Annotated in this window: 18 protein-coding genes; 16 read left to right on the top strand and 2 right to left on the bottom strand. The window is 69.0% G+C overall.

The features are described 5' to 3' along the window. Nucleotides 1–118: 118 nt before the first annotated feature. On the top strand, nucleotides 119–376 hold the full coding sequence (locus IFU40_RS06185; RefSeq protein ID WP_191925756.1) for a hypothetical protein: 258 nt from the start codon (nucleotides 119–121) through the stop codon (nucleotides 374–376). 108 nt (nucleotides 377–484) lie between these two features. On the opposite strand, the gene IFU40_RS06180 is transcribed toward IFU40_RS06185, so the two are convergent. Continuing rightward, on the bottom strand, nucleotides 485–994 hold the full coding sequence (locus IFU40_RS06180) for a hypothetical protein (protein ID WP_191925755.1): 510 nt from the start codon (nucleotides 992–994) through the stop codon (nucleotides 485–487). A 101-nt stretch (nucleotides 995–1,095) separates the two neighbouring features. Here IFU40_RS06180 and IFU40_RS06175 point away from each other — a divergent pair, with 101 nt between their 5' ends. Further along, nucleotides 1,096–1,440, top strand: coding sequence for a hypothetical protein (locus tag IFU40_RS06175; RefSeq protein WP_191925754.1), 345 nt, complete (start codon nucleotides 1,096–1,098; stop codon nucleotides 1,438–1,440). A 200-nt stretch (nucleotides 1,441–1,640) separates the two neighbouring features. Beyond that, nucleotides 1,641–1,997 carry a hypothetical protein gene (locus IFU40_RS06170; RefSeq protein ID WP_198424678.1) on the top strand — a complete coding sequence of 119 codons (357 nt, stop codon included), beginning with the start codon at nucleotides 1,641–1,643 and terminating at the stop codon, nucleotides 1,995–1,997. Between the two features lie 16 nt (nucleotides 1,998–2,013). Here IFU40_RS06170 and IFU40_RS06165 read toward each other — a convergent pair whose 3' ends face one another. Further along, on the bottom strand, nucleotides 2,014–2,292 hold the full coding sequence (locus IFU40_RS06165; RefSeq protein WP_191925753.1) for a SinR family protein: 279 nt from the start codon (nucleotides 2,290–2,292) through the stop codon (nucleotides 2,014–2,016). A 70-nt stretch (nucleotides 2,293–2,362) separates the two neighbouring features. On the opposite strand from IFU40_RS06165, the gene IFU40_RS06160 reads away from it, so the two are divergent. The 13 genes from IFU40_RS06160 (at nucleotide 2,363) to IFU40_RS06100 (ending at nucleotide 12,212) form a co-directional block, all read left to right on the top strand. Further along, nucleotides 2,363–2,707 carry a hypothetical protein gene (locus IFU40_RS06160; protein WP_191925752.1) on the top strand — a complete coding sequence of 115 codons (345 nt, stop codon included), beginning with the start codon at nucleotides 2,363–2,365 and terminating at the stop codon, nucleotides 2,705–2,707. Next, nucleotides 2,704–3,063 (top strand): hypothetical protein, encoded by a 360-nt coding sequence (locus tag IFU40_RS06155; RefSeq protein WP_191925751.1) that lies wholly within the window; start codon nucleotides 2,704–2,706, stop codon nucleotides 3,061–3,063. The genes IFU40_RS06160 and IFU40_RS06155 overlap by 4 nt, the downstream gene beginning before the upstream one ends. After that, nucleotides 3,060–3,413 (top strand): hypothetical protein, encoded by a 354-nt coding sequence (locus IFU40_RS06150; protein WP_191925750.1) that lies wholly within the window; start codon nucleotides 3,060–3,062, stop codon nucleotides 3,411–3,413. Before IFU40_RS06155 ends, IFU40_RS06150 begins: the two co-directional genes overlap by 4 nt. Nucleotides 3,414–3,550: 137 nt before the next feature. Further along, nucleotides 3,551–4,867 carry a DNA modification methylase gene (locus IFU40_RS06145; protein WP_342343491.1) on the top strand — a complete coding sequence of 439 codons (1,317 nt, stop codon included), beginning with the start codon at nucleotides 3,551–3,553 and terminating at the stop codon, nucleotides 4,865–4,867. Next, entirely contained in the window at nucleotides 4,854–5,483 is a 630-nt protein-coding gene (locus tag IFU40_RS06140; RefSeq protein ID WP_191925749.1) for a terminase small subunit, read from the top strand. The genes IFU40_RS06145 and IFU40_RS06140 overlap by 14 nt, the downstream gene beginning before the upstream one ends. After that, on the top strand, nucleotides 5,437–7,092 hold the full coding sequence (locus IFU40_RS06135) for a terminase (protein WP_191925748.1): 1,656 nt from the start codon (nucleotides 5,437–5,439) through the stop codon (nucleotides 7,090–7,092). The genes IFU40_RS06140 and IFU40_RS06135 overlap by 47 nt, the downstream gene beginning before the upstream one ends. 17 nt (nucleotides 7,093–7,109) lie before the next feature. Continuing rightward, nucleotides 7,110–8,570: a phage portal protein family protein gene (locus IFU40_RS06130; protein ID WP_191925747.1), complete on the top strand. Its 1,461-nt coding sequence runs from the start codon at nucleotides 7,110–7,112 to the stop codon at nucleotides 8,568–8,570. Further along, nucleotides 8,567–9,847, top strand: coding sequence for a head maturation protease, ClpP-related (locus IFU40_RS06125; RefSeq protein WP_191925746.1), 1,281 nt, complete (start codon nucleotides 8,567–8,569; stop codon nucleotides 9,845–9,847). The genes IFU40_RS06130 and IFU40_RS06125 overlap by 4 nt, the downstream gene beginning before the upstream one ends. An 11-nt stretch (nucleotides 9,848–9,858) precedes the next feature. Next, a complete protein-coding gene (locus IFU40_RS06120) occupies nucleotides 9,859–10,242 on the top strand; it encodes a capsid cement protein (protein ID WP_191925745.1) in 384 nt (127 codons plus the stop codon). 16 nt (nucleotides 10,243–10,258) lie between these two features. Continuing rightward, a complete protein-coding gene (locus IFU40_RS06115; RefSeq protein ID WP_191925744.1) occupies nucleotides 10,259–11,164 on the top strand; it encodes a major capsid protein in 906 nt (301 codons plus the stop codon). Beyond that, the gene (locus IFU40_RS06110; RefSeq protein WP_191925743.1) at nucleotides 11,164–11,505 is read left to right on the top strand and encodes a hypothetical protein; all 342 of its coding nucleotides are present in this window, start codon (nucleotides 11,164–11,166) and stop codon (nucleotides 11,503–11,505) included. Before IFU40_RS06115 ends, IFU40_RS06110 begins: the two co-directional genes overlap by 1 nt. A 15-nt stretch (nucleotides 11,506–11,520) precedes the next feature. Then, nucleotides 11,521–11,883, top strand: a complete 363-nt coding sequence (locus IFU40_RS06105) for a hypothetical protein (RefSeq protein ID WP_191925742.1) — start codon at nucleotides 11,521–11,523, stop codon at nucleotides 11,881–11,883. Beyond that, complete coding sequence (locus tag IFU40_RS06100) at nucleotides 11,880–12,212, top strand: hypothetical protein (protein ID WP_191925741.1); 333 nt, start codon at nucleotides 11,880–11,882, stop codon at nucleotides 12,210–12,212. The genes IFU40_RS06105 and IFU40_RS06100 overlap by 4 nt, the downstream gene beginning before the upstream one ends. The last annotated feature ends 2 nt before the right edge of the window (nucleotides 12,213–12,214 follow it).

The raw sequence follows: 12,214 nt of genomic DNA, 5'->3' as shown, positions 1-12,214 counted from the left end.
CGGGGCACTTCCGCGGTAGTTGTGATCGCATCGATGTCGACGTGTGCATCAGGTGCGCAGCGGTCGTGTTCGATGCGGTTGCTCACGACCGATGGCATCTCGCAATCGAACGGGAGCCATGACGAAGCTCACCTACCGTGAGGCCGCCGCACGGGTGAAGCGGTCCCGCCGCTCCATCCGCCGCTGGCACCTCAACGGCATGCGCATGGGGTGGGAGGTCCGAGACGGCCAGCGGGTGCGCGTCGTCGAGCTGGCCGTGCTGCTCGCCTGGTGGCGACAGAGGCTCAAGAACGACCCCGTGCACCAGCAGCGCCTCCGAGCGAAACGAGCCGCGGAGACAGCCGGACAGGACTCCCCAGAACCAATTTCGAGCTGATGTTGACAGCATCCCGTTGGCCGCCCCTACATTCATGGTTAGCAAGGTGTCTGACACGGACACCACCCCGAAGGCCCCGCCGAGCACATCCGGTCCGGGGCCTTCGAGCTACCAGGGCATCTTGACGTCATCGGGCTTCCGACGGGTTGCTTCGATCCGCCCCACCTTCGGCTCTCCACTGCGTCGTCGGCCGGTCACATAGAGAGCTCTGTACGTCCAGGAGGTGCGAGCAGGGTCGACGAGCATCAATAGGGGCATGACGAAGACCTTCACCTCTCCCGGCGCGATCGTGATTGGAAGTTCGGGATTTGCTGAGGCCAGACCGTCGGGATGGTCATCGATTGCGTACCGCAACTTGCCGTCGGGCTGGACCAGACCTATCCGGCGGAGCGCAAGCGTCCGTCTACCCACGTTGTAGACGTGGACACCATGCGCGACCAGAACTCCGTCCTCATCCACGCTGTCGAAAGCGTCGAGGACAGGCACCGCTCGAGCGACAACCGTGTACATCAGCGCGCTCAGCGCCACGACGAATGCGCCACCGGAGATGACAATGGGCAACCAGTCCAGAACGGTCGCTCCGCTCTCCCCACCGGTCGTCACCACAATCTCGATCATGTTCTCCCGCTTCCGTTCATTTTTCAGACGGTCCCGACCAGCGCTGCAACGCCAGCCGGGACCTAACCCGACCATCGACTGCAATCGATCGGAGGGCTGCCGTGGAGCCTATCCGCGACCCCCGACATGGCATCTTCGCCTCCATCAACCGGGCCAACCTGACCCACCTGCAGGAAGAGCGAGACCGCGCCGGGCTCACCCAACTCGCCGACGTGCTCGACACGTCGCCCCACCCTGACGGGCCCGCCCTCGCACGGGAGGCCCGCGCCGCCGTCGACTGGCTCGACGCCACCGCACCCCGCACCCTCACCGTGGGCGACGCGCGTGGCATTCGAGTCGGCGACATCCTCCGGTACGAACGCGACGGTTACCCGCTCGAGGGCGTCGTGATCGACCTGGACGGCCACACGGCCACCACGAACCTGGGCGACCACGTCGCCATCTGATCCACCGGCCGGGAGTTCGAGACTTCGGAGCAGGCGCGCATGATCGGGACGCGCCTCCCACTCCTTCCGGCCGGTGTCTGACTGGCGTCAACGCGGAGCTGCCTGCCGCGAAGGACCCCCGCGGGGTACCTGCGCCACATCTGAGGGGCGCCGATGGACCGACCACGGCGCCGGCGCCCCTCACATCTTCGGAGGTGCTGATGGACGAGTACTCCGACACGGCCACCCTCGGCCCCGGCGCCGTCAGGGCCCGCAGCGACAGCCGCCGCATGCACGAGCTGCGCCAGCAGTTCTTCGAAGAGGGGAAGCGCCTCGACGCTGAGGGCGACCCGGAAGCGAACTGCCACATCTGCAAGGGCCGCATCGACTACGACGCCGGCGCGGGCACGACACCCGAGTCCCACAACCTCGACCACTACCACGCGTATTCGACGCACCCCGAGCTGTACGAGGACTGGGACAACTTCCGCCACAGCCACGACCTCTGCAACAAGACCAGAGGCAACGGCGCGATCGACGGGGGAGGGCTCGGCGAGCTCGTCCCCGACTGGTGGTGAACGCGTCGCAGGTGGGTCAGTGTCCCTTGAACCAGCGGGAAACGCTGTCAAGATTTGCCGTGGCCCATCGGTGGCCCACATTCTCCTTCAACGCAACCACCATGAGCTTGTCGTTTGCGTCGATGAACTCCCTAGCCGCGTCGCGGACATCCCCTATGGAGTCCTGCGAGTCGATGAGCCAGACGCTCTCAAGCACGTGTCCGTCCGCACCATAGGTGCTCTCCAGGTGCTTGATCAGGTCGTCGTAGTTCCGCACCGGGCTGGACAGATCGTAGGACAGCAGATATTTCGCCACAGGTTTCCCCCCAATTTCGTGTGCCCTGAGTCTGGCACCGGTACCCGGCCTTAGACCAGGAGGACATGTCATGAACCACCGCACGGTGCGCGAGCGCGCAGACCACTCGGGCTTCCACATGGTCGTCAACGGCCGCCACCCGGTGGGCTACTGCGCTGACCACGACCCGCACGCCACCGAGGCGGAAGCGCGCGAGTGCTTCGGTCGGTATCAGCGTGATCAGGTGCGCGAGCGCGGCCGTGCCCGGTGGACGAGCTGCATGCTCAAGGGCTGCGATCGGCCCGCGCAGCGCGTGTTCGAGATCGCGGGCGACGGGTACAGCATGGCCGTGCTGTGCGAGGAGCACGCGACCAAGGAGAACGCCGTCCAGGTCATGCATCTCGACGGGCCTGCAGGGGATGCCTGGTTCTCATGAGCGGCCGCGAGTTCGAGCCTGACGGCACGGACAGCTACCATGCCGAGCACCCGTGGGAGCAGGCTGCCCACGCGCTGTATCTGCCGCCGCAGCAGCGCACGATGCTGAACTGGCCTCCCGAGCCTGCGTATCCCGCCGGCCCGCACGAGGCGAAGCAGTGGGACCGCCTGCCCGTGCGGGTGACACCTGAGCCCTCATGGCGACGCGAGTACGGCGGCCGGTGGACGAAGCCCAACACGCTCGGCCTCCGCTGCGCGCTCGGTATCCACCGATGGGGGTACTCCGGGAACGCCTACACCCAGGCACCCGCCACCATCCGCTGCGAACGCTGCGGCCAGGAGAAGAGGAACCGATGAACCGATACGCCGCCGCAGGGATCAACGCGGACGCCTTCAAGGGGAAGCGGATCATCGTCGTCACCCAAGACACGACGCTCTCGCGAGAAGCACTCGACCAGATCGCCCAGGCCGCACCCCTCGGCGTCGACGTCACCGTCCGCCGAGCCAACGGCGCAGAGAGAGTCAGCTACCCCACCACCGGGGGAGAGGTCATCATCCGCTCCTACCGTCAAGGCACCCGAGGTATGAGCGCCTACGTCCTGTACCTCGACGAGGGAGTGGACGCCCTGGTACGCGACACGCACGCGTGGGAGTCCCTGTGCGCCTCCCTCAACGGCTCCCAGCACGCCGAGATCATCCGCTCCTGACCACCAAACCGCCCCCCTCAGAAAATCCAGCATCCCGACCAGGGACGGACGCGACCTCCGGACTCGCTTCCTCTCTCCCCTGGGGTTGCGGGTACCCCCATCGCGCACGCGCGCACGCACGAGACTTCGAAAGGGCGGTGATCTGGGTGGACGAATCGACGCTGAGCCGCCTGCAGGTCGTCCAGTTCGGTGTGGGGGAGCTGTCGCTGTTCCACCGGAACCCTCGCCGCGGTGACGTGCGCGAGATCGCGAAGTCGCTGACGGCGCACGGGCAGTACCGCCCGCTCGTGGTGAACGTGGGGACGCTCACGGGGCGGGCGAACGAGATCCTGGCCGGGAACCACACCTTCCTGGCGGCGTGCTCGCTCGGGTGGGAGACGGTGCAGGCCACGACGGTCGATGTCGACGACGTCACGGCGACGCGGATCGTCCTGGCGGACAACCGGCTGGCCGACCTCGGCTCGTACGACGACGCCGACCTGGTGGCCGCGCTGGCATCCGCGGGCGACCTCGACGGGACCGGCTACACGCAGGGTGACCTCGACGCGCTGATCGCCGAGCTGTCGACGCCCGTGTCGCTCACCGATCCCGACGACGTGCCCGACCGCCCGGACCCGGCAGACGCGATCTCCCGCGCTGGCGACGTCTGGCACCTCGGCGAGCACCGCCTGCTCGTCGGTTCGTCGGGCGACCTCGGCGCCGTGCGCGCGGCGGCCGCCGGCATCACGTTCGACTGCTGCTGGACCGACCCGCCCTACGGCGTCGAGTACAAGGGCGGCACGGGCCTCCGCATCCAGAACGACGGCGCGGATGCCGCGATCGCCGTGTCCGTGGCGTTCCTCGAAGTCGCCGCGGCCGTGTGCCGACCGGGCGCGCCCATCTACGTCGCGCACTCCGACGTGCTGCGCGTTCCCCTGCAGACGGCGATGGAGCGCCTCGGCATCCGGTACCGCCAGACGCTGATGTGGGTGAAGGACCGGTTCGTCCTCTCGCGCGCCGACTACCACTACCAGTCCGAGCCCATCGCTGAGGGTGTCATCGGCGACGCCGCGCCCCGAGACTTCGACCCCATCGCCTACGGCTTCACCGCCGACGGCACGGGGCGGCTCGGTCGCGGCGGCGACCACTGGCACGGCGACAACCGCTCATCCACCGTGTTCGACATCGCGCGCCCGTCGCGCTCGGCGGTGCACCCGACCATGAAGCCGGTCGAGCTCGTCGAGGCGATGCTGACGAACTCGTGCGCCCCGGGCGCATGGGTCATCGACGGCTTCGGAGGATCCGGGTCGACCATGATCGCCGCGCACCGACTCGGCCGGAAGGCCCTGCTCGTCGAGCTGGACCCGACGTACGCCGACGTCATCTGCCGACGCTTCCAGGAGCACACCGGGACGGTCCCCGTCCGCGACGGTGTGCCCGTCGACTTCACCGGGACCGCGGATGCCGGCGCCTGACCAGAAGAAGGCGTTCGCGCTGTTCCGCGCCGCGGTGCCGTACGAGCAGATCGCCACGCAGCTCTCGTGCACGCTCACGCAGGCGAAGACGGCCGTGCAGAAGGCGATCGCGGCATCCACCGTCGCGCTCGACCAGACGGCCGCCCGCATCGTCGACCTCGAGCGCATCGACGCGCTGCACCGCGCGCACTGGCAGAAGGCCATCAACGGCGACGCCGCGGCGACCGACCGCGTCGTGAAGCTCATGCAGGAGCGTCAACGTCTGCTGGGCGAGCCCACGCGGGTCAAGGACGCCATCACCGACGCCTTCGAGAACACGCTGCGCGAGATCCCGACCACGGCCGCGGATGAGGCGCTCATCGCGTCCTGCCGTCAGGTGGCTCGCCAGATCGACCACGCCGTCGCGAACGGCACGTCGCTCGAAGCGACGAAGGCGCTGTACCTGCTGCCGCACCTGTGGAACGGGCTTCGCGAGCTGGGCGCCACGCCCGCCGCTCGCGCCGCCCTCAACGCGTCGATCCCGCCCCCGAGCACGGAGGCCGCGGTCGAGCCTCCGAAGGAGGGCCCGGTTGACCTCGACGACTGGAAGAACCGCAACCGCGGATCCGCAGGGTGACTACTCCGACCTGCGCGGCAGCGAGGAGCCCCGCCTGTGGACGCGCCCGCTACGCCCGCTGACGCCGGAGACGTCGCTCGGGTTCGAGGTGATCGAGTTCGCGCTCGTGTTCCTCAAGGTCGCGCTGTACCCATGGCAGAAGTGGCTGCTCATCCACGCGCTCGAGCTGAACCCCGACGGCACCTTCCGGTTCCGCCGCGTCATCGTGCTCGTCGCGCGCCAGAACGGCAAGAGCATGCTCGCCGCAGTACTCGCCGCCTGGTGGCTGTTCGTCGACGCTGACCGCTTCGAGGAACGCCTACCCCCGTTCCGGTTCAAGGTGCTCGGCACCGCTCAGAACCTCGACACCGCCCAGGACGTCTGGAACCTCACCGGCCGCTGGTGCGACACCGAGAACGACGGCCACGTCCCTTCACTCGCGAAGGCCGTGCAGAAGCTCCAGCGGAAGAACGGCCAGCCCGGCATCTACCTCCGCAACGGCGCACACTACGAGGTCCGCGCAGCATCCCGAAAGGGCGGCCGCGGCAAGTCCGCTGCCCGCGTCCTGATGGACGAGATGCGCGAGCAGCAGACGTGGGACGCGTGGGACTCCGTCGCACAGACCACCAAGGCCGTGTTCAACTCCCAGCTCTGGGGCATCTCGAACGCCGGCGACGTCCGCTCCGTCGTGCTCCGCAAGCAGCGCGAGACTCGCATCGCCGAGATCGAGGACTGGCTGTCCCGCGGCCTCGACGAGCTGGAGGCGTACGCCAACGGCGAGCTGGTCGCTCCCACCTTAGCCCTCTTCGAATGGTCGGCGCCCGACGGATGCCGGCTCGACGACGTCGACGCGATCCTGCAGGCGAACCCGAGCATCGGGCACGGCGAGATCACCGTCGAGATGTGCCTCCAAGACTCCCGCGACATGCTCGAGGCGTCGTACCGCACAGAGGTGCTCTGCCAGTGGGTCACGTCGAAGGTCCAGTCGTACATCTCACCGCGTGATTGGCGGCCGCGCCGCGTCCTGCCCGCCGAGGTCAGCGTCGCGCGCGGCTCGCGCACGGTGTGGGCGCTCGACACCAGCGAGGACGACATGACCTGGCTGGCCGCCGCAGTACTCACCACCGACGGCCGCCCGTTCGTCACGACGCGCGTGAAGCGCACCGGGATGCTCTGGGTGCCGAAGTTCATGACGGACCTCGCAGAGAAGTCCGGCCACCGCGAGGTGGTCGTGCAGAGCCGCGGATGCCGCGCCGCGGAGTTCGCGCCCCTGCTCGAAGAGGCGGGCCTCGTCGTCCACGCACTCGACGGCGGACAGTTCGCCCACGCGACCGCGCGCATGCGTGACCGCGTCCGCGATCGCCAGCTCGTCGTCGTCGAGCAGCCAGACATCGACACGGCCGTTGAGGGCGGCGTGGTCATGGATTACGCCGACAACAAGGCGTGGTCGCGTCGCAAGTCGAAGCCCGTCGACATCTCCGGCCTCGTCGCCGAGAGCGAGGCGCTGTACGGCCTCGAAATGCTCACGCCTCCACCGCCCGAGAGGGTCGCGCCCCCGCCGCCTGCCGCGCAACTCGTCGCCCGCGACGTGACGCCCCAGAACGGTTGGGCGAGCTTTTCCCGCCCCTGAACCAGGAGGTCCCCACGTTGACCGAGATCGGCTACGTCACCGCCCCGCTCGCCGGATGGAACACGTTCATCGACGAGTCGGAAGCCGACCCCGAGTTCCAGTGGCCCAAGTCCGTCCCGCTCGTCGACCGCATGCGCCGCGACGACCCGCAGATCGCGTCGGTGCTGCTCGCCGTCACGCTCCCGCTGCTGGAGTCCGACTGGCAGCTCGATTGCACCGGGGTGCGTCCGGAGGTCGCCCGCCACGTTTCCCAGGATCTCGGCATCGAGATCAAGGGCAAGGTGTGGGAGGCCCCGCTGCGTACGAAGGGCCGATTCTCCTGGAACGAGCACCTGCCGCTCGCGCTGCTCGAGCTCGCCTTCGGGCACTCCGTGTTCGAGCAGGTGTACGAGCCCGACGCATTCGGCAGAGCGCACCTGGTCAAGCTCGCCTGGCGGCCGCCGCGCACGATCGCCAGCTTCGATGTCGCCCGTGATGGAGGCCTCGTCGCCGTCCGCCAGTACGGCATCGGACTTTCCAGCGGTGACCCGAAGCGCGCGTCGTTCATTCTCACCACCTGGATGGACAAGCCCATCCCCGTCAGCCGGCTCGTCGTCTACGTGCACCAGCGCGAGGGCGCCAACTGGGCCGGGGTGTCGATGCTCCGGCCGGCGTACAAGATGTGGCTGCTCAAAGACCGCGCCTTGCGCGTCCAGGCGCTCGCATCCGATCGCAACGGGCTCGGCCTCCCGATCTACACGAGCGCCCCGCCGCCCGACTTCAAGGACGACGCGAAGGTCAAGGCGTGGCTGGACGCCGAGATCGAACGCGGCATCCAGATCGCGCGGGGATCGCGCGCAGGCGAGACTGCAGGCGCTTCGCTGCCGAACGGCGCGACGCTCACCTTCAGCGGCGTCGAGGGGAATCTGCCCGACCTCGACAAGCAGATCCGCTACTACGACGAGCAGATCGGCCGCGCGGCGCTGACGAACTTCCTCAACCTCGGCGGCGACAACTCCACCGGCTCGTATGCGCTCGGCGACACGTTCCGAGACTTCTTCACGAAGTCGCTGAACGCCCTCGCTCGGCACATCGCGACGATCACCCAGCAGTACGTGATCGAGGATCTCGTCGACAAGAACTGGGGACCCAACGAGCCCGCTCCGCGGCTCGTCCCGCCGAAGATCGGCAACGAGCACCCGGCCACGGCCGAATCGATGCGCGCGCTGCTCGACTCCGGCGCCATCAGGTGGGACCCGGCGCTCGAGGCTCACCTGCGCGCGCAGTTCGGCATCCCCGTCCGCGCTGTCGGCGCCGACCACCCGGACGACGACGTTGACCCGCGCGCGGCGCGAGCGATCGCCGAGACCGTGCAGAAGTCCACCCCCGCCGTCGGCGCACCGTTCCTCACGCGCCGTGAGGCCCGTGCGATCGCTCGTCGTGCCGGCGCTGCTCTCGACCCGGACGAACCGTCCACCCAGATCCAGGAGGCATCGTGACCACTCGAACCGCACCGCCCGTCCGCCCCCGCGCGGCGGACGCCAAAGAGCGGCAGGAGCGCCGCTACTGGGGGTCAGTCGAGCCGCCGAAGTCGAAGGCATCGTTCTTCTCCGCCGTCACAGCGCCGGCGCCCGAGGGCGAGGACGTCACCGTGGCAACCATCCGCCTCTACGGCCCGATCGACTCGTGGGGCGGCTGGTGGGGTATCTCGGCAGAGGACGTCGCGCGAGTGCTCGACGCGCTGCCCACCTCCGTCGAGCAGATCGTCCTGCGCATCAACAGCCCCGGCGGCGAGGTGTGGGAAGCCATGGCCATCCTCAACATGCTCGGCGCGAACAGCGCCCGCGTCACCGCCGTCGTCGACGGAATCGCGGCATCCGCCGCATCATTCATCGCCGCAGGCTGCGACGAGACGGTGATGAGCAAGGGCAGCCAGATGATGATCCACTCGCCCTCGTCGATCGCCTGGGGCAACGCCACCGAGATGCGGAAGGTCGCCGCCTTCCTCGACGTCGTCGAAGCGTCCTCGATCGAGATCTACACCGAGAAGGCCGGCGACCAGGACTGGGCGACGATGCTCGCCGACGAAACGTGGCTGACCGCGGCCGCCACCGTCGAGCTCGGCCTCGCCGACCGCATCGGTGTCGTCATGGACGCCGGCGCAGCCTCCACCGTCGGGGTCGAGGAAGACGAGGTGGACACGGTCATCCTCGTCGACGACGAGCCCGACGACGCAGTCACCGACCGCATCCGTGCCGTCGCGGCATCCGCCCGCGCATCGGCCCCCAAGCCCCCGAGCTCGTCCGAGCCGGGTACCCCCATCCGAAAGGAGAACGTCGTGACGAACGACGCCCCCACGGCTGCGGTCGACGAGCGGCTCGGCACGCCCGAGCCCGTCGCCGAGGCGGAGACGGCTCCGACCGCCGCCGCCTCGACCGCCGCCCAGCCCACCAACCCCGGCCTGCTCTCGGGCACGGTCGCCGTCGACGCGAACGTCTGGGACCAGGTGCAGCGCGACGCCCGCGCTGGCGCCCTGGCACGCGCCGAGCAGGACAAGACCCGCCGCGACGGCATCATCGCGACTGCGATCGCCGCGGGCCGCATCGCCCCCACCTCGAGCGAGCACTTCCGCAAGATGCTCGACACCGACGAGACCGGAACGGCCGCCGCGATCGCGTCGCTGCAGCCGAACACCGCGCTCCCCGTCGAGGAGCTCGGCCACGGCGTCGGCCTCACCGACGACGACACCGCCTACCCGTCCAACTGGAAGCGCTGAGGAGCGACGCCATGGCCAACGAAACCATCCCGCTGTACCGCCCCGGTGACGATGTCACCGCGACCGCCTCCGGTGCCATCACCGGCAAGACGTTCGTCGACATCTCCGCGGGCGTCAACGCCGCCAACGGCACGACCCTCACGGTCGTCACCGCCACGGCCGCGGGCGCCACCGTCGGCGTCGCCTCGCGCGACACCGCCTCCGGCGCGAAGCTCCACGTCCTCCGGGGCAAGGGGTCCGTCGTCCCCGTCACGGCGGGCGGCAACATCGCCGTCGGCGCCGAGGTCGAGGCCGGCGCCAACGGGCGAGCCGTCACGCTCGCAGCAGGCAAGGCCCGCGGGCGTGCCTGGTCGGCCGGCGCCGCCGGATCCGACGTCTTCATCGAGCTCTACTGAGAAAGGAGAGCGAACCATGGCCAACGCCAACGCCACCGCGTACCCCTTCGCGGCGCCGTCCGTCAACGGCTCCACGATCACCGTGGAGACGATGCTCAACCAGCCGACGCGTATCACCCGATACATGTCGGACATCGCCCTGCGGAACTACATCAGCCCCCTAATCTTCGCGACCCCGGGAGGTGTCTCCGGCGGCGCTGTCATCTACGACCAGCTCACGCTGAACGACCTCTTCCCGACTCGCGACGTCCAGGAGGTCGCCCCCGGCGCCGAGTTCCCGAACCTCACCTCCGAGGACGGCGAGCCCAAGGTCGCTGCCGTCGAGAAGCACGGTGGCAAGTACTTCGTCACCGACGAAGCTCGCGACCGCAACGACAGCGGCAAGATCCAGCGCGAGAGCCGCAAGCAGATGAACGCCATGGTGCGTCGCCAGGATGCGCGCAGCATCGCGATCCTGGATGCCGCGCTCGCGCAGTTCCCTTCGCAGACGGTCGTCGCGTCGAACTGGAACAACGTCGTCACCGGCGGTGTCAGCCAGACCAACGCGGCCCTGTGGCCCGCGTCGGACATCGCTCGCGTGCAGGGCCTCGCCGACACGCAGGAGCTGGGCGTCCAGATCGACACGCTCATCGTGAATCCCATGCAGGCGGTGCAGCTCAGCATCGTCTACGGCGACAACCTCAACGACGTGCTTGCGAACGCGGGTGTCGAGAACCTCCGGGCTTCCAACCGCGTCGCTGCTGGCACTGCCTTCGCCCTCGCGGCGCAGCAGCCCGGTGAGATGCGTCCCGAGAAGCCGCTCAGCACCGAAACGTGGCGCGAGCCCGGCTCGCAGCGCACATGGGTCCAGACCGACGCGCGCTTCGTGTCTTTCGTCACCGATCCCTACTCGGTGTTCAAGCTGACGGGACTGGCCGGCTGATGGCTGACCGGACCGTGAAGCTCGGCTTCGTCGTCTACACCGACGTCGATGGCCGCCCCGCCACCGGATACCTCGGTGACGACGTCAAGGTGCACAAGGACGACCTCGAGCGCTTCGACCGACTCAACGTGGTCCCCGACGTCGTCGAGGTGGCCGCGGCCGCCCCGACGCAGACCGACATCGACGAGGCGGTCACCGCCGCCGTCGACGAGAAGAACGCTGAACTCGAGGCCCTGCGCCAGGAGCTCGCGGCATCCAAGGAAGCCCTCGCCACGGCCACCGCGGCGGCGAAGCAGGCTCCGGCTGCGAGGCCCGCGGCCGCGCCCAAGGCCCAGTCCTGAGAGAAGGGGGCGATGATGCCGATCACACCTGAGGAGCTCGGTGGAGACGCCGACCTCGCGCGCCGGATCCTGGTCCGTGCTCGCATCATCGCCCCCTGCCTCGCGGCGATGCCCGACGGCAGCCCGCTGCGGGAGGATGCCCTGGCGATCCTCCGCGGCGTGGCTGCCGAGGCATCCGCGATGCCGCCCCGATCGCTCGCATCTCAGGGCGTCGGCCCCATGCGGGAGTCGTACCGCGACGTCGCATCATGCTTCTCGGTGGACGACGTCGAGTCGCTGCGGTCGCTGTGCGGCGCTACGGCAGCCCCCAGCCTCCCGGTGGGTTCGTTCCCGGAGCCGGGCTTCATCGGCCGCATGTGGCCGGAGAAGTACTCGTGATCCGCGGCGAGCGGGTCATCGTCCAGCGCGCCGTCGAGGTAGGGAAGAACTCTCGCAACGAGCCCCGCCTCGAATGGCGGGACGAGCCCGTCGACAACGTCCTCTGCATCCCTGGGCCGCTCGCCGACGTCACGGATGCCATGCGTCCCCGCGGCGTCCGCGTCGAGTGGTCCCTCTACTGGCCCAAGACCTACACCCAATCGCTCGCCGGGTGCCGCGTGATCATCCGCGGCGGCGAGCCCCTGAACATCGTCGGCGACCCCCAGTCCTACATGGGCGCGCCGACGCGCTGGAACCGCCCGAGCGAAGCGGGCCGCACCGACGGATAGGA

Origin of the sequence: Microbacterium sp. CFBP 13617 (assembly GCF_014839445.1) — a bacterium.
GTDB lineage: Bacteria > Actinomycetota > Actinomycetes > Actinomycetales > Microbacteriaceae > Microbacterium.
This window is presented reverse-complemented; position numbering and strand designations above follow the sequence as displayed.